This is a genomic window from Leptospira fletcheri (genome assembly GCF_004769195.1).
Taxonomy (GTDB): Bacteria; Spirochaetota; Leptospiria; order Leptospirales; family Leptospiraceae; genus Leptospira_B; species Leptospira_B fletcheri.
This window is the reverse complement of sequence record NZ_RQET01000004.1, coordinates 633585-649865: the sequence shown is the minus strand read 5'-3', so window position 1 is coordinate 649865 and position 16281 is coordinate 633585. Positions and strand designations below refer to the sequence as shown.

Here is a 16281-nt window from a genome sequence, read left to right as displayed (position 1 = left end):
TTCAGCCGCAGGAAGCGCCTTTCGGAGTCACTTCGCAGATTTCCCTACCGTCAGGTGCATACAAAGTTCGAGAAAGAAAATTGCCGTCGTTATCGAAAACCTCGACCGCTTCCTTCGAGCGATTCGGAAAATAATAAAACCAGGTTCTGACCTTTTTTCCTTTGGAATAATATCCGGAATATTCCAACTCGCCGTCGCGAAAGTATTTTTGCCAGAATTCGGATTTTTGCCCGTCCTTATAGAATCCTTGGATCTCGATCGATCCGTCCTGGTAGAATCTTTTATAAGGTCCTTCTTCGTTTCCTTCCTCTCCGAGCCAGATCGATTCCGGTCTTTTGGGTCTAGTTCCGTATTTCTGGACGACGTAGGTTTTTCCATCGGGGAAGTACCAGATCCAATCTCCGACTTTTGCGCCGTGTTCGTATTTTCCTTCGGAAACGACCCTATCTTCCGTACGCGCAAAGGTCCGACAAAGGCCGTGAGAGAGGTTCTTTTCGTCCGCTCCGCAGTCGGAATACAATCTTCCATTTTCGTAATATAATCTCTGCCTGCCGGGCTCGTCGAGATAATATACGTTCCTAGACTTATCGTATTTCGCTTCCTTAGGAATTCCCGCAGGACGTTCGGTCACGTTGCAGCCGAATACGATCAGGCCTACAATCACAAATAACAGAAAGCGATTCATCAATCGATCGTGAATTTTTTAACGACGAGAATTTCCTCGTCTTCGTTTTTGACTTCGGCTTCGTAAGAGCCTTCTTCGTCAAAAAAAGAATCATCGTAGTAGGTCTGGAATTTTTCGATTCTCTTCTTCAATTCCTTTTCCTGAACGCTGACTTCCGCGCGGTTATCATCTAGTTTATAAATCGTTAATTTTATTTTCTTAGGGGAAAACCATCCTCCCCTCTTGTAATAGATGAAAAAATCCTGTCCGTGGGCGAAGTGATATTCCTTTTCCGCACTCATACCGGATACTTTTTCGGGAGTCATCTTATCCACGTCCATATAGATTTCGTGTTTAGCCGGCCAAATCCACCAAATCAAAAGCGCGACCAATACGACCCCGAAAATCCTAAACCATTTTTTATTCCCGTTTATCGTCGAGGACGGGGCCTGCATGTATTCGTCGATCCTCATACTGTTGTTTATCCCGAAGCGGTCTTTTTTGGGCAATTGTTTTTCCCCGTCGTATTTCTCCCCGAATTGCGGCGGTGCAATCGATTCGGGCTTTCGTTCGGATTCCGTATTCTCCGGAGGTTGTTCCCCTCCCAAAGTTTTACGTACAGCGTCTCCGGCTGCCTTACGCAACAGTTCTTTTTTGGAATCCGATTTCTTACCCAAGCGAATAAACCTCGTCCGTAAATCGGACATATTCCTTGGACGCTTTATTTTTTGGTTGGTATTCGTACAAGGTCCGATTCAAAAGATGAGCTTCTTCCACCGCTACGGACGGAGGAATTCTGGCATCGAATAGCCTAAGGTGTTCCGCGATCATAGGTACGACTGTCTGGGACATCGTAGTCCTAGCCTGGTACAATGTCAAAAGAGCCCCTAAAATTTTCAGCCCCGGATTGTACCTTTTTACGGTTGCAGCCTTGGCTTCCAAAATCGCTTCTATTCCGTCCAATGAAAATTTAGATACCTGAAGAGGCACGATCAGTCCGTTCGCCGCGACGAATGCATTCATGGTAATTAAAGAAAGACTAGGCGGACAATCGATGACGACCCAATCGAAATCCTCCGTACTTTTCTCCAATCCTTCTTTGAGCGCAAAGAAACCATCCAATTTACCTGAAAGCAAAACGTCCACCTGGGCCAATTTCGGAGAGGAAGGAAGTAGACTCAGTTTCGGAATTCGAGTCTGCCGGAGGACTTCCTTTGCGGAGGCGCCTTCGCTAAAAATGGAAAACACGTCCCGGCCGGCTTCGTTCGCTACTTCGGGAAAGACGGAACTTGCATTGTTCTGCGCATCCAGATCCAAAAGGAGAACCCTATCTCCTTTAAAAGCCAAGCCTGCGGCTAAATGAACTGCGGTTGTAGTCTTTCCTACACCTCCCTTCTGATTTGCCACACAAAGCACTTGCTTCATCAAAAAAATCCGTTGCCTGCTCGAATCCTATTCTCAGAATAACTCCATACGTCCTCGAGAAACCGGGGACAAGGAAAAAAACCCGTTTAGCCCGACAGTCGCTAAAAAAGGAGAGGCCAAGTGCAATACGAAGTAGTGATCGGTTTGGAAGTCCATGCGCAATTGAACACGGAATCCAAGGTTTTTTCCACGAGCTCTACGAAGTTCGGTGCTCCCCCGAACTCGCAGGTATCCACTGTTTGTCTAGGCCTTCCGGGTTCTTTGCCGGTTTTAAACGAAGAGGCTCTCAATAAGGCGATCATGGCCGGGCTCGCGTTCGGATCGGAAATTACGCTGCACACGAAATTCGATCGTAAGAATTATTTTTATCCCGATCTTCCGAAAGGATACCAGATTTCCCAATTTGACCGGCCTATCTGTCTCGGAGGAGGAGTTTCTTTTACGGTAAAAGGAGAAGAATCCCCCAAATTCGTAAGACTAACTAGAATCCATATCGAAGAGGACGCGGGTAAATTAATACACTCCGCTGATCCGAATATTCCCTTTTCCTACGTGGATTTGAATCGCGCAGGGACTCCGTTGATAGAAATCGTCTCCGAGCCGGAATTGAGATCTTCGGATGAAGCCTACTATTATCTTCTGGCCTTAAAATCAGTCCTGCGTTATATCCGGGTTTCCGACTGCAATATGGAGGAAGGTTCGTTACGCTGCGACGCCAACGTTTCCATCCGTCCGAAAGGCTCGGACAAATTCGGAACTCGGGTGGAAATCAAAAACCTGAATTCATTCAAAGCGGTAAAAGCAGCCATCGACTACGAGGTGGAATGGCAGTCCGAAATGCTCTCGCAGGGAAAAACTTTCCAACAGCAAACCAAACTCTGGGATTCCGCAGCCAATGTGACCGTGACAATGAGAACGAAGGAAATGAGTCACGACTACAGATATTTCCCGGATCCCGATTTGCCCTCGGTCGTTTTGTCAATGGAAACGGTGGAACGGATCCGAAAATCCCTTCCCGAACTACCGGACTCTAGACGCAATCGATTCATCGAAAAGTTGGGACTACCCAAATACGACGCCGAAGTTTTGACCGCCGAAAGGGAAATCGCAGATTACTACGAAGAGGCTCTGCAGGTTTCCGGCGATGCAAAACGTACTTCGAACTGGGTGAAGGACGAGGTTTTAGGAATCGTAAACAAGGAAAATATTACAATTTCGGAATTTTCCGTAGGACCCAAAAGAATCGGCCAACTAGTAAAGATGATCTCGGAAGGAAAAATTTCCGGAAAAATCGGCAAAACGGTCTTTGAGGAGATGGTTTTTGACGACAAGGATCCCGAAGATATCGTAACCGAAAAAAACCTCATCGTAGTGCGCGACGATAAAGAAATCGAGCGGATCGTGGACGAGGCGATCGCGGCAAACGAGGACGCCGTACAAAAATACAAATCCGGAAAAGATCGGGCCTTGGGAGCGATCGTAGGTTATGTGATGAAGGTCTCCAAAGGAAAAGCCGATCCGAATTTAGTAAATCAGATGCTACTAGACAAGCTCGGACCGCTTCCACCCAAAGGTTGAACTTCACGGTCGATACTTCGCGGATCGGAGAAAATTCGGTTATTTCTCCGATGGCACGGACCAGTAATAGTGCAAAAATTCCTCATGGATACGAAACCCGAAACTTTCGAACAGCTTTCTCGCTGCACGATTATCGGGTAGGGTCTCCAGGCTCATGCCCTTTCCTCCGAATTTTCGAACCACGGCTCCGGCTTCTTCCAGCAACTTTTTTCCCACACCTTTCTTTCTTGCCCCTTCGCGAACATATAGATCGTTCAATATGTAATCCTTTTTGAGGAATAGCGAAGAATACGTGGGATAAAGTTGGGCGAAGCCTAGAATCGTGTCCGTGTCCTCGGCAACGATCAATATGGAATCCTTATGAAGAAGACGATCCTCCAAAAATCTCTTCGTAGCCGCGTCATCGGATTTTAGACCGTAATGCTTTCTGTATAGATCGAACAGTTCGATCAGTTCCTCCAAATCCGAACGACTCGCAATCCTCAGAGTAATTTCCAGCTTTGACATTTAGAGTTTTCTCATATATATAATTTATTTTAAAACAGATTCGCACCGAAGCTTTCTCGGTTTGCGGAAGTCCGCAGGAAAAACGTTCAGGAATCTCCGAATCGCTTGCATTCTACCCGCGTCGCTAATTTGACAATTGCAAAGCCGCAAGCCGACAAAAAATCCGAATTCGAATCGGCCCCGCTTTGAGGTAAAATATTCTACCCCGTCCCGATTTTTCTCCGATAAAAATCCGGGAATTTTCTCGGTGTGGAGGTACGATTTTCAGGAAAAGCGTTTTTTCCGAAAAAGGTCTAATAAAGATAGGATTCGTTTTTCAGGCCTTTGAAAGATCGGGACCGTCTGGACTTGACGAATCAGGAGCCGACTTTCTATTATGTCCCTTGGAATGGAAGACTTCGCCCACCTCCACTTACACACGACCTATTCCATGCTCGACGGAGCGATCCGGATCAAAGAGCTAATGAAACACGTGAAAGAGCTCGGAATGAGTTCCGTCGCCATGACGGATCACGGAAACATGTTCGGAGCGATAGAATTCTACAATGAGGCGACAAAGAACGGAGTAAAACCGATCATCGGATGCGAATTTTATGTTTCTCCGAACCGCAAAGCGGAAGTGGAGGAAGTACGAATCGCCGACGGAAACGCCTATCATTTGATTCTTCTAGCCAAGAACGAAATAGGTTATAAAAACTTAATCAAGCTCGCAAGCAAATCGTATACGGAAGGCTTTTATAAAAAAGCCAGGATCGATTACGATCTCCTGGACAGACATAGCGAGGGATTGGTATGTCTGACCGCCTGCCTTGCAGGCGAAGTGAATCGAAAAATTCTGGAAGGAAAAATTCCCGAGTCCCTCCAATTAGCGGGAAAGCTGAATGAAATCTTCAAAAAGGAAGATTTTTATCTGGAGATCCAGAATCACGGAATTCCGGAGCAGGAAATCGTCGCCAAAGGCGCGTATGATTTTTCCCAAAGAACCGGCATTAAACTAGTCGTAACCAACGACTCGCATTTCCTTCGTAAGGACGATAAGGAAGCTCAAGATATTTTGCTTAGGATCGGAATGCGCAAAACGATCGAAGACGAAATGGAGTTCGGATTCAACCAACACTTTTACGTTAAGAGTCCTGCCGAGATGAAGCAACTCTTTCCCGAACTTCCGCAGGCGTACTATTCCACTCTCGAAATCCGGGATAAGATAGACCTTAAACTCAAATTCGGGAACTATCTTTTGCCCGAATTCCCCGTTCCGGAAAGTTACGACGAATATTCGTTCATGGAAAAACTAGTATGGGACGGAATCCGCGAACGCTATTCCGAAGTTAGCCCAGAAATCCGAGAAAGAACGAATTTCGAGCTCGAAACGATCAAGAACATGCGCTTTGCCGGCTACTTTTTGATCGTCCAGGATTATATCAACTTCGCAAAAAGAAGCGGAATTCCTGTCGGACCGGGACGAGGTTCCGCGGCAGGTTCCATCGTAGCTTACGCGTTGGGGATCACGAATGTGGAACCTCTTAGATTCAATCTTCTCTTCGAGAGATTTCTCAATCCTGACAGAAAGGATATGCCGGATATCGACACCGACTTCTGTGTGGAAAGACGGGAAGAAGTGATCAATTATATCCGGCACAAGTACGGAGAAGACAGAGTCGGACAGATTATTACGTTCGGATCCTTGGCTGCGAAAGCGGCCTTAAAAGACGTGGGAAGAGTAATGAACCTTCCTTTCGACGAAGCCAACCGCTTGACCAGTTATTGTCCGTCCAAGCCCGGGATCACGTTGGACGAAGCGATAGAGATTTCTTCGGATCTCAAACAGGCCAGCCAAAAAGACGAGCTGCACAAAAAGATTTTTTCCATCGCAAAACGACTGGAAGGAAATTACCGACAACCGGGAAGGCACGCGGCAGGAGTCGTAATTTCTCCCTATCCTTTGGATGAAGTAGTTCCGCTCTCTACCGTTGCCGAAAAAGAAAGACCCGGAGTCCGTTCGATCGTCACCCAGTACGAAAAGAACAACCTCGAAGCTGTCGGCCTGATCAAGATGGATATTCTGGGCCTAAAGAACTTAACCACGCTGAATTATGCGGTTCGATTGGTTAAGGAAAGAAGAGGGATAGAACTCGAGCTGGATAAGATTCCTCTAGATAACACCAATACGTATGCGTTACTCAGAAAGGCCAACACGTTAGGCATCTTTCAGTTGGAATCCACCGGTATCACGGATCTAGTAGCCAGAAGCCAGGTTTCCAATTTCGACGAAATCGTAGCTTTAATCGCGCTCTACCGTCCCGGTCCGATGGAGTCCGGGATGTTGGAGGAATACTTAGAAAGAAAAAGCGGCAGAAAACCGGTTTCTTATCCGCACGAATCCTGCGAATCCATTTTGAAGGAAACGTTCGGATTAACCGTTTACCAAGAGCAAGTGATGAGTATTTCCCGCATCGTCGGCGGTTTTACCATGGGCGAGTCGGACATGTTACGCAAGGCCATGGCGAAGAAAAAGAAAGAACTCATGGACCCGTTGCGCGTTAAGTTCGTCGAAGGCGCCCAAGCAAAAGGACACGGCAAAAAATTCTCCGAAGACCTATTCGACCAATTGGAGAAATTCGGAGGATACGGATTCAACAAATCCCACTCCGTCGCCTACGCTCTAGTCACATACCAGACCGCCTACATGAAGGCGAATTTTCCTACGGAATATATGGCCGCTTTGCTCGCGGGAGATCATTCCAAGACCACCGATATCGTAAAATACATCAATAACGCCCGAGAGATGGGGATCCGAGTTTTGACTCCGGATTTAAATGAGTCAGACGTATCTTTTTCCGTAATCGACGAACATACGATCCGTTTCGGAATTTCGGCGATGAAAGGTGTAGGAGAAGGCGCCGCCCAGAATATCATCCAAGTTCGCAAGCAGATCGGAGGGTTCAGGGACGTTAAGGATTTCATACTAGGCGTAGATACACGTATCCTGAATAAGAAAATATTGGAAGCGCTAGTCCAAGGTGGCGCCATGGATTCCTTCGGCTACAGCAGAAAATGCCTCTTCGAATCCATGGACAGCCTGGTTTCCTTCGCGCAAAAAGAACAGGAACGTTCCGCAGAAGGGCAGTTTTCTCTTTTCGGGGAATCCACTTTATCCTATGAACTCAAGTTACCCAAGGAAGCGGAGGAATGGGAGTCGGAAGAAAAATTGCGCCGCGAGAAATTCGTCACAGGACTGTTTCTCTCCGGCCACCCTCTCGACAAGTACGAAGGACACTTGAGGAGCTTGAACAGCATTCCGATCGAAAAGATGGATGATACCAGAGCCGGAGCAAAGGTGGAAATCGCGGGAATTCTGACGTCTTTGAAGATCAAGTTCACCAAAAAGAAAGAAGAATTCGTGAACTTTAAACTGGAAGACCGGACAGGAGAGATAGAGTGCGTCGCCTTTCCGAAGGTGTACCAGAAGTTTAAGGACTTGATCCGGGAAGACGAGGCCGTTTTCATCAAAGGAGACCTGGACCGGATCGAAGCCGGAGAATCGGAGTTACGCGGCCAGATCAAGGTAAATAGTTTTGAAATCCTGAACCAAGCCACTATCGAAGACAAGATGGAGAAAGCCCTTCATATCCGTTTGGAAGACAGGCATAGAAAAATGCCCGATATCATAGGACAATTGCACACTCTTTTGGCCGCATACCAAGGGAGCTCGCACGTCTACTTTCATTTGGTATCCGGAAGCGAGGAAAAAAAAGTGATCCGGGCTCACGATCATTATTCCGTGCATCCGAACGATGAACTGATGAATCGGCTTGTGAGTCTTTTAGGAAACGAAACCGTGTACTATAGTTTCGGAGAAAACATTCGCGCATTTTCTCCCAAAGAATCCGTCGTAACTAAGAAGTGACGAGAGAATCCCGGTCTCCGGGTTCATTTTTCCAAAAGTCTTTTTAAAGACAGAATCGTCTCCGTCGGTGCACCGGCGGAAGACCAATTGGATAAGTAAGAGGGAACGTCTCCCCCCGGGTCAGTTTGGTTGACATACGTGACTAACGTGGAATTATCCGACACTTCCTCTAAAGTCCACTGTATATGGGAACGAGTGATTCTGTAAGAGTCCTTTTTCACGGGAACGTTAGGATCGTTTACTGCCCGAGTCAAAATACTGACGCGTCTTTTCTGAGTGTCAAAAAAGGATTCCGTTTCCAAAATCATTTCCCTGTCTTTCACCGGCCAAGGAGCTCCGATCAAATAATAATGAATGAATTTATCCGGAACCTTTCCGCCTAGCAAACGGGATTCTTTGCAATTCGCGATCCAATTCGTATGGCCGGGAATGTTCAAAAAAACGTTTCGAACTTCGGGTAAGGAACGGGAAATTAGAGTACTGACTTTAAAAGCGTCAAAACGGGAATCGGTAGCTCTCTTAAAAATTTTCACACCGTTTTCTTCCTTCAGATATACCCAATCCCCCGCGATTATCTCCGGGGAAAAAAATAGGAAAGAAACCGTAGAAATTCCGTATAGGAATACGGAGAAAAACCCCTTATCGAAGAAAAGATTCTGTCGTTGTTTTGCCGAATTACTCATGCCCAAAAACCGAAGGAGAAGGATTATCTAATACGCGTCACATAAAAGGTAAAGCTCTTCTCGCTTAAGTTTCCTTTAAAATCCCATGCCAAAACCCGAACGGTATTCTCTCCGTTCCGAAAATCCAAATTGCCGAGAAGATATTGGTCCCGATAATACAACTCGCTAAAGCGGAATCCTTCCGGGTTTCTCCATTCTCCTAGGTCGTAGTTTAATAAGGAAAAACCTGCCTTTTTTAACGGTTCCCCGTTTAAAAACGTCTGGATCTGGGCAACTCCCCTGCGCTGGCCGGGTTTCATACCTGAATCCTGAATACCGACGGTTACAGGAAAAGATTGGGAAATATTGATGTTTTCCCCATCGTTAATTTGCGTGAATTTTTCCCCTACGTGAACCAATAGGTTTCCGATCTGAGGCGACGTACCGTCGTCGACCTGAGGAAGAAATTTCATCGGATCTAAAATGATTTTTCCGTAATCCTTTAGGACTAAAAAATGAAGGTGAGCTCCGCTGGAATGCCCCGTATTTCCCGTTGTTCCGATTTTTTCTCCGGCCCCGAGGATGCGATCCTCCAAAAATCCGTTTATACGGCCGCCTTTCAGGTGATAATAGGCAGTGTATATTCCTTTTCCGTGATCCAACCAAATGGAATTTCCGGTACCGAATTCGTCTTCGAACGGATCATCCTCGCCGAACCGCGAATAAAGGATTTTTCCTTCCCCCATCGCCAAAACCGGCTCCCCATTAGAGGAAATATCCATCCCGTTATGAAAATGGTCCCCTCTAGATTCTCCGAAGACCGAACTGACTTTGTTTTCAATTCCCTCCGTTTTCACAGGGAATAGAAAATTTATTACTTTATCGTTTTCAGCAAAGGTGCTTAGATGGAACGCGGCCAAGATTAGACCTATGGTAGGGATGATTCTCATTCCGGGTCGGCCCCCTGGTGCAAGGTTACATTAAGAATGAATTTGTCAAAGGATAAAACCCTGGATATCGTTACCCGATGCGGAGACGGGGACGAGGAAGCGCTAAAACTGTTTTTTGAAGCCTACTCGGAAGACATCTACAATTTTCCGATGAAAATCTTTCATTTGAGCGAAGACGACGCAGGGGACTTCTTCCTATACGCCTTCGAACGTCTTAAAACCGGCGCAAGATTTTCCAGCTTCAAAGGGAAATCCAGTTTTCGGACATGGTTTTATTCCGTTCTTCGCAACATGCTCATCGATTGGCAAAGGACCAAACGCGAGCTGAAAATGACCAATTTGGGGAAGATCAATAAGGAAGGAAAAGAATACGCTACGATAGAAGACGAACCGGACCAACGACCGGACCTGATCGAAGAGGCGCAGGAACTTACCCGGCACTTCCATCAGGTATTGGGAGAAATCGGAATCGAGAAACGCGTAATATTCAAACTTTCGTATATCTATTACCTGAACTTGGACGAGGAAGAGATAGAATTCTTAGGATCCAAAACGAAACTTTCTCCGGAGGAACTGAAACAAAAAATTATGTCCCTCCGAACGGAACTTTCCCGTAGAGAGGAAGAAAACATTCGGATGGAAGATAAGATTACTTCTTTATATCTGAACATTTTAGAGCTGAAGGAAAAGCAGAACGCTACGATCAAGAAGGCGCCGATCCTTCCACAAGAAATCGATAAGACTTCCCAAGCCTTAAAAAAGAAATACGAACAACGCAAAAAACTCCTGGAAAAACGCAAAAAAGGTCATTTTTTAGCCAGAACACCTTACCGAGAAGTGGCGGACCTTTTAGGGATCACGGAAGGGAATGTCAGCGTTACTTTGTTGCGTTTGATCGAAAAAATACAAAAAAAACTCAAATTTTCGGAATTGTCCGAGTAAAAGAAATCGTCTTAAACCTTATTGGAGCGTCACACGCAAATGGAATCCAAACGCGAACCAGGCTCGGAACCGGAAGTAAACAAATCTCTCTTTGAAGGAGAGGAAGCCGTAATCTCCGGAATCGATAAAAGTCCCGAGTTACAGAACGAATTGATTCGAATGGAAGAAGCTCTTCAAGCGGGAATCAAAACCGCAGAAGAATCTTACTTTGAATCTGCTAGTCGAAGCCACGCTTATCGTACATTTCAGGAAGATCTAGATGTTAGCAAAGCCGAACTGACGGAAGGTTGGCAGGCCAAGGCTTTCCCCGAATATTTAAAACGATATGTAGAAATGGAATTATCCCGTAAGGAACAGAGCCGGGAATCCATCGTGGTAAAATTAGGAAAATCGGGTGCTCAACTCTTCGATAGCCTAATCCAAACTCTGCAGATCAATACTAGGGTAGACTACGCTCCGGCAATGCGTTCCAGTACGACCAAGATGCCGGCCGCTTCAGAATTCATCGTCTTCGAAGAGAAAGTAGAGGATGATTGCAAATTTACCTATCAGGTCGTTCAAGAAACGGAAGAAACAGCTTACTTAAGCGTCAAAATCGACTGTCCTAGACCGGAAGACTTCCAAAGAGTGAATCTCTCTAAGGATGGAAGGTTTATTCTTTCCAACCAATTCAATTCGGACGGCATTACGAACTTTGCCGGATTGAGAGAGGGCAAGTACACCGTGGAATTTCAGGGAAAAGACTTGTCGAAATCCATTGACCTCTTTATTCTTCTAGATTAAAAGAGACCTCCGAACAAATTCCCCTCCGAGCTTATGTCTCGCCTGGGGAAGAAACCGGTCCGCTCTTCCCGGAACCTATGCTCAATCTTATCATAGACAGAGTCGGCGCAGTCAACGTATTCAACATACTCGACAGTTCGGGGAGCGGGTCCGAATCCCATTTGCAGTCCACAATGGACGAGGATCTGATCCTCGAATACATTAAGGAAATCGAAAACTTAGTCAGAGTGTCGGTGGCGATCCACCAAAAATCCTCCGGTCACCCTACCCTGGAAACGGACATTCTCCATGAGCTGAAAATCCTGGGAGAAACGTTTTACGATCAGTTTTTTCCGGCCGCTATCCAGGAAAAACTCCGGTTAACCACGGAAAAATACCTGCATTTCAATATAGATCCGAAATTGGGAGTGATTCCTTGGGAACTACTTCACGACGGAACCTGTTTTTTATCTGACAAATTCTTTATCGGGAAAACCGTTCGAGGCGAAGGACATAGCGGCGCTTTTAAGGAAAAGGAAAAACTGCGGATGCTGATCATCGCGGATCCTACCGAAGATCTGGAATGGGCGCAGAAGGAAGGAGAGCAGTTATTCAGAGTTTTGAGCGAAAAAGTTCCTTCTTCCCGCTTGGAAATAGAATTTATCGGGGGAAAACAGGTAACAAAACTGAAACTTCTTTCCTTGATTAAAGGAAAAAACATCATCCACTACTCCGGTCATTTGTATTTTTCGGATGATCCCCTCGAAAACGGTTGGTTGATTTCTGAAGGAAAGATTTTGAAAGCCCGAGAGATCAAAAACTCCGGTTTCAACACGGACATGGTTTTTTCGAATTCCTGCCAATCCAATAAAAGCACTACTCGCAATCTGAACTCGGATCTGATGAATAATTTCGCCGGCTCTTTTCTGATGTCTGGCATCAAAAGTTTTATCGGAACCAACTGGGAAATCGCGGATAACCAGAATACGATCGATTTTACCATCCAATTTTATACGAATCTATTCGCGGACAAAAGCGTTGGAGAGTCCCTGTTTCTAGCGAAAGAGCAAGCTCGACGGAATTACGACTCAAGCGATCTAACTTGGACGAATTATAGTCTTCATGGACAGCCGAATATACGCGTCACCTCCGATCCTACGAAAGGACGTACTGCGCATAAGATCGTCAATCCGTCCTTGATCTTCAAATTCTATCCTACACCGATAGCTTCCTCCTACTATACGTTCACCGAAAGACAAAAGACGGAGTCCTTATCTTCCTATGAGTTGATGGAAAACCTGATCGTGGCGTTCGAGGAATTCAGCAAGGTGACGGGAGGAATCCTATTCAGCGACCACCAGAACCATGCGCTCGGAAAATTCATCCCCAACAACCCGGACGACGCCTTCGGAATCGAACGTTGGTGGGACCTGATATTCCAATGCCTCCATGATTTCCGGAAATTGCAGATCACTCCTGTCGTTACGGGCCTTGCGGAAATCCTTTTTGCGAACCGCGATACGATCCAAAAAATGATCCAGTGGATCGAATTTTATTCCAAAGGACAGATCCAACCCGAATCTGCCGACGGTTATCTGATTACCTTTCAGTATTATTTTGAAAACCTTCTCACGGAGTTGGAGGAACTCGAAAGAATCAGCGTCTTTTTGGTATCTACAAATTCGAATAATCACCTTTTCTTCCGCGGATTAAAGCCCGAATCCTCATTGGTGGCCGCTCCTATGATCAAACAGGATTTCGTAGGAGAACAGATCGAAAAATATCGGGGAAGGGTCATCGTTTTCCACGAGGAGAGACTTCAGATTTTTCCCCTAGCCTGCAATATCATCGAAAACCCGGAGACCAAGGTTTTAGAGCTGGCATTCCCCGGATTCAAATCCGTTTCCCACGGAAATCTACCGCACGGCGGGATCTAAGTTGGGCTTATGCCAACCGGACTCGAAAGTTCCGTTTTCCTGCGGAGCCTGCTGCGGCCTTTTTAATCTAGATGCTTCTCCCGATCGGCTTCTGGAACTATTGGACCAAAGAACCCGTGAATTCAAAGCAACTGTGGACTTTGCAAGGCCTTACACGATGGCCGAATTTCGCAAAAGCAGGGAAGAACAAGAAAAAGAAATCCCGAGAAAGGATCCTTTAACCTATAACTGCCCTTTCCTTGGAAAACTCTCCGAGGATTTTTCCGAATCGGATAACAAACCTGTAAAAGCGAAAGCAAGAATCGGATGTATGATTCATCCGATTTATTCGGGAGACGCAAGAAGTCAGAATTATTCGTTTTACGGTGCGTCAATCTGCCAAGCCTACGATTGCAGAAACAAAGAGAGAAACAACGTCGAGGAATGGGAGAAAATATTTTCCGAGCTCGCGGACGATTCCTTTTCTTATTCGGCTCTCGCTTCCGATTACAGAACGATAGATCTGATCGAAGGTTATCTACGGGAAAAGCAAATTCCTGAATCGAAATGGTTTACTTCCGAGCGACACCGGATCCTGAATCTACTCGAACGGAAATTTCAGAACGAAATTGCTATCTGGAACACTTCTTTCGAGTTAGAAATGGAAAGTCCTCCGCCGATCACCTTTGAGGAAAGACTCGCTGTTTGGCTAGGAACTGACAAAGAGGATCTCTTTTTATCCTAATATTAGCGTGGATGCGGAACTCCGGAAAGAAGGTCCGAAAAGCCCCCCTTCCGGAGGACTTCCAATGAAAATGTTTATTGCTGACCTGCGCCTGTGCCGTTCGATCCTTTTTTCGTCGCGGCCTTTTTGACCTCTTCGACTTTATGATTTACTTGTCCGGCCAGTCCTTCTACGGAACGTAATGCATCTTCGATGTATTTCCGAAGATTGACCGCCACTTCCCCTTGGTCCTGAGCCCCTTTCACTGAGAGTTCTTTGAATTCTTTTTCCACTTTTAAAAGGATGCTGTCCGCTTGTTCCCGAAGCGTCTTAGCCGCGCCTATTGCAAAATTGAGAGCTTCTTTAATTTCTTTTTCCATTGTTGCATTCCTTTACAAATCGGACTTCGGATCTTTCTCTTTTTTAGGTACGGAACGGTCCGCACCCGGAATCTGCAAGTCCTGGATTCAAATACTTATGCGCTGCACAATTTATTGTCAAGCCTGTTTCCCCGTCGCATAACGTTGGGACAAAAAAAAGAGCAGGAAACATCCTGCTCTTTTAGGCATTCAAAAACTTCGTGAACTTAGCTTAGTTTCGGTCCGAACGCGGTAAAATCGTAATCCTTGGATCCTTCCGCATATTTTTTGAAGTTTTCGATAAACATATTCGCCAATTTCTTAGAGGTTTCATCATAAGCGGCTTTGTCGGCCCATGCGGCTCGAGGATCCAAAATCGCGCTGTCCACTCCTTCTACTGTTTTCGGATATTCGACCTGAAAGACCGGATGTTTGACAAATTCCGCTTTGTCAATGTTCCCGTTCATGATCTCGTCGATGATCTTACGGGTGGAAGGCAGATTCATTCTCTTGCCGATTCCGTAAGGACCGCCGACCAAACCTGTGTTCATCAGATACGCCCGCACTTTATGCTTACGCATTTTCTCGCCCAACAACTTCGCATATACGGTAGGATGCAAGGTCATGAAAGCGGCTCCGAAACAAGCGGAGAAAGTCGCAGTCGGTTCTTTGATTCCGCGTTCCGTTCCGGCAACCTTAGCAGTGTAACCGGACAAGAAATGGTACATCGCTTGCTCGATAGACAACTTGGATACGGGAGGTAGAACTCCGAACGCATCGTAAGTCAAGAAGATGATCACTTTAGGATGATCGCCTTTGGATGGAACTTGGATGTTTTTGATGTGGTAGATCGGATAGGAAACGCGTGTGTTTTCGGTTTTTGCTGCGGAAGTATAATCTACTGCCTTTGTCTTTTCGTCGTAGACCACATTTTCCAGCAGAGCGTCACGTTTGATCGCTTCGTAAATCTCAGGTTCGGTTTTGGGATCCAGATTGATCACCTTCGCATAACAACCGCCTTCGATATTAAAGATTCCGTTGTCGTCCCAACCGTGTTCATCGTCACCGATTAGTTTTCGATGCGGGTCCGTGGAAAGGGTCGTTTTTCCGGTTCCGGAAAGGCCGAAGAAGAGAGCGGTATCGCCGTCCTTATTTCCGATATTCGCGGAGCAGTGCATAGAGACGATACCTTGCAACGGTAACTTATAATTCATTACCGAGAAGATCCCTTTTTTCATCTCGCCGCCGTATTCGGTTCCGCCGATGATGCAGAGTTTTTTACCCAGGTGAAAAATAACGAAAACGTCGGAATTCAGTCCGTGTTCCTTATATTTTTCATTTTTAACTCCGCAGGCATTAATGATCGTGAATTCCGGCAGCAGGTCGGCCAGCTCTTCCTTGGAAGGGCGAAGGAACATGTTTGTGCAGAAATGGTGTTGCCATGCTTTTTCGGAAACCACACGAAGCCCCATGCGGGTTTCCGGATTTGCGCCGGCATATCCGTCAAAGACGTAGAGTTTTTTACCTTTTAGGTAATTTACGCATTTTGCATGCAATTCGTCGAAAATCTGCTCGGAGACTTTGAAGTTGATGTGGGACCACCAAATATTTCCGTTGGAAGAGGGTTCGTCCACGAAGTATTTGTCCTTGGGGGAACGTCCGGTAAAAATCCCGGTATCCACCATCATCGTGCCGTTGGAAGAAATCACGGTTTCGCCGTTATTCTTTTCGTGCTCGTAAATTTCGTCGTAGGAAAGGTTATGGAAGACTTCGGAGGGCTCGATACCGAGCTCCTTCAGTCCCTTCACTTGCGTCTGGGCCTGCATTTGGTGCTCCTTGCTGTTCGTATTTCAAATATTTTAGGGTTTAGGATAGAGTCAATTCG

General features: G+C 46.1%; 14 protein-coding genes. 6 read left to right on the top strand and 8 right to left on the bottom strand.

Features of this window, described 5'->3' with window-relative positions; genetic code table 11:
- Position 1: 1 nt before the first annotated feature.
- The 3 genes from EHO60_RS06370 to EHO60_RS06360 are packed head-to-tail and all read right to left on the bottom strand — an operon-like array spanning position 2 to position 2089.
- Entirely contained in the window at positions 2 to 685 is a 684-nt protein-coding gene (locus tag EHO60_RS06370) for a toxin-antitoxin system YwqK family antitoxin (RefSeq protein WP_135767311.1), read from the bottom strand.
- Positions 685 to 1371 carry a hypothetical protein gene (locus EHO60_RS06365; RefSeq protein WP_135767310.1) on the bottom strand — a complete coding sequence of 229 codons (687 nt, stop codon included), beginning with the start codon at positions 1369 to 1371 and terminating at the stop codon, positions 685 to 687. The genes EHO60_RS06370 and EHO60_RS06365 overlap by 1 nt, the downstream gene beginning before the upstream one ends.
- A complete protein-coding gene (locus tag EHO60_RS06360) occupies positions 1334 to 2089 on the bottom strand; it encodes a ParA family protein (protein ID WP_135767309.1) in 756 nt (251 codons plus the stop codon). Before EHO60_RS06360 ends, EHO60_RS06365 begins: the two co-directional genes overlap by 38 nt.
- 120 nt (positions 2090 to 2209) lie before the next feature.
- On the opposite strand from EHO60_RS06360, the gene gatB reads away from it, so the two are divergent.
- On the top strand, positions 2210 to 3667 hold the full coding sequence (gene gatB, locus EHO60_RS06355; protein WP_135767308.1) for an Asp-tRNA(Asn)/Glu-tRNA(Gln) amidotransferase subunit GatB: 1458 nt from the start codon (positions 2210 to 2212) through the stop codon (positions 3665 to 3667).
- A gap of 39 nt (positions 3668 to 3706) precedes the next feature.
- Here the strand turns inward: gatB and EHO60_RS06350 are convergent, their stop codons facing one another.
- The gene (locus EHO60_RS06350; protein WP_135767307.1) at positions 3707 to 4174 is read right to left on the bottom strand and encodes a GNAT family N-acetyltransferase; all 468 of its coding nucleotides are present in this window, start codon (positions 4172 to 4174) and stop codon (positions 3707 to 3709) included.
- Positions 4175 to 4562: 388 nt separating this feature from the next.
- On the opposite strand from EHO60_RS06350, the gene dnaE reads away from it, so the two are divergent.
- On the top strand, positions 4563 to 8081 hold the full coding sequence (gene dnaE, locus EHO60_RS06345; protein WP_210409341.1) for a DNA polymerase III subunit alpha: 3519 nt from the start codon (positions 4563 to 4565) through the stop codon (positions 8079 to 8081).
- 23 nt (positions 8082 to 8104) lie between these two features.
- On the opposite strand, the gene EHO60_RS06340 is transcribed toward dnaE, so the two are convergent.
- Complete coding sequence (locus EHO60_RS06340) at positions 8105 to 8653, bottom strand: START domain-containing protein (RefSeq protein ID WP_281283053.1); 549 nt, start codon at positions 8651 to 8653, stop codon at positions 8105 to 8107.
- 134 nt (positions 8654 to 8787) lie between these two features.
- Positions 8788 to 9693: a M23 family metallopeptidase gene (locus tag EHO60_RS06335; protein ID WP_167880160.1), complete on the bottom strand. Its 906-nt coding sequence runs from the start codon at positions 9691 to 9693 to the stop codon at positions 8788 to 8790.
- Between the two features lie 36 nt (positions 9694 to 9729).
- On the opposite strand from EHO60_RS06335, the gene EHO60_RS06330 reads away from it, so the two are divergent.
- From EHO60_RS06330 to EHO60_RS06315, 4 genes are all read left to right on the top strand, one after another.
- Positions 9730 to 10635: a sigma-70 family RNA polymerase sigma factor gene (locus EHO60_RS06330; protein WP_135767304.1), complete on the top strand. Its 906-nt coding sequence runs from the start codon at positions 9730 to 9732 to the stop codon at positions 10633 to 10635.
- A gap of 39 nt (positions 10636 to 10674) precedes the next feature.
- Positions 10675 to 11418 carry a hypothetical protein gene (locus EHO60_RS06325; protein WP_135767303.1) on the top strand — a complete coding sequence of 248 codons (744 nt, stop codon included), beginning with the start codon at positions 10675 to 10677 and terminating at the stop codon, positions 11416 to 11418.
- Positions 11419 to 11495: 77 nt separating this feature from the next.
- Positions 11496 to 13334 (top strand): CHAT domain-containing protein, encoded by a 1839-nt coding sequence (locus tag EHO60_RS06320; protein ID WP_135767302.1) that lies wholly within the window; start codon positions 11496 to 11498, stop codon positions 13332 to 13334.
- A gap of 1 nt (position 13335) precedes the next feature.
- Positions 13336 to 14058, top strand: a complete 723-nt coding sequence (locus EHO60_RS06315) for a hypothetical protein (RefSeq protein WP_135767301.1) — start codon at positions 13336 to 13338, stop codon at positions 14056 to 14058.
- Between the two features lie 74 nt (positions 14059 to 14132).
- Here the strand turns inward: EHO60_RS06315 and EHO60_RS06310 are convergent, their stop codons facing one another.
- Together EHO60_RS06310 and pckA are read right to left on the bottom strand one after the other, a co-directional pair.
- Positions 14133 to 14417, bottom strand: a complete 285-nt coding sequence (locus tag EHO60_RS06310) for a phasin-related domain-containing protein (protein ID WP_135767300.1) — start codon at positions 14415 to 14417, stop codon at positions 14133 to 14135.
- Between the two features lie 206 nt (positions 14418 to 14623).
- A complete protein-coding gene (pckA, locus tag EHO60_RS06305) occupies positions 14624 to 16222 on the bottom strand; it encodes a phosphoenolpyruvate carboxykinase (ATP) (protein ID WP_135767299.1) in 1599 nt (532 codons plus the stop codon).
- Positions 16223 to 16281: the final 59 nt, after the last annotated feature.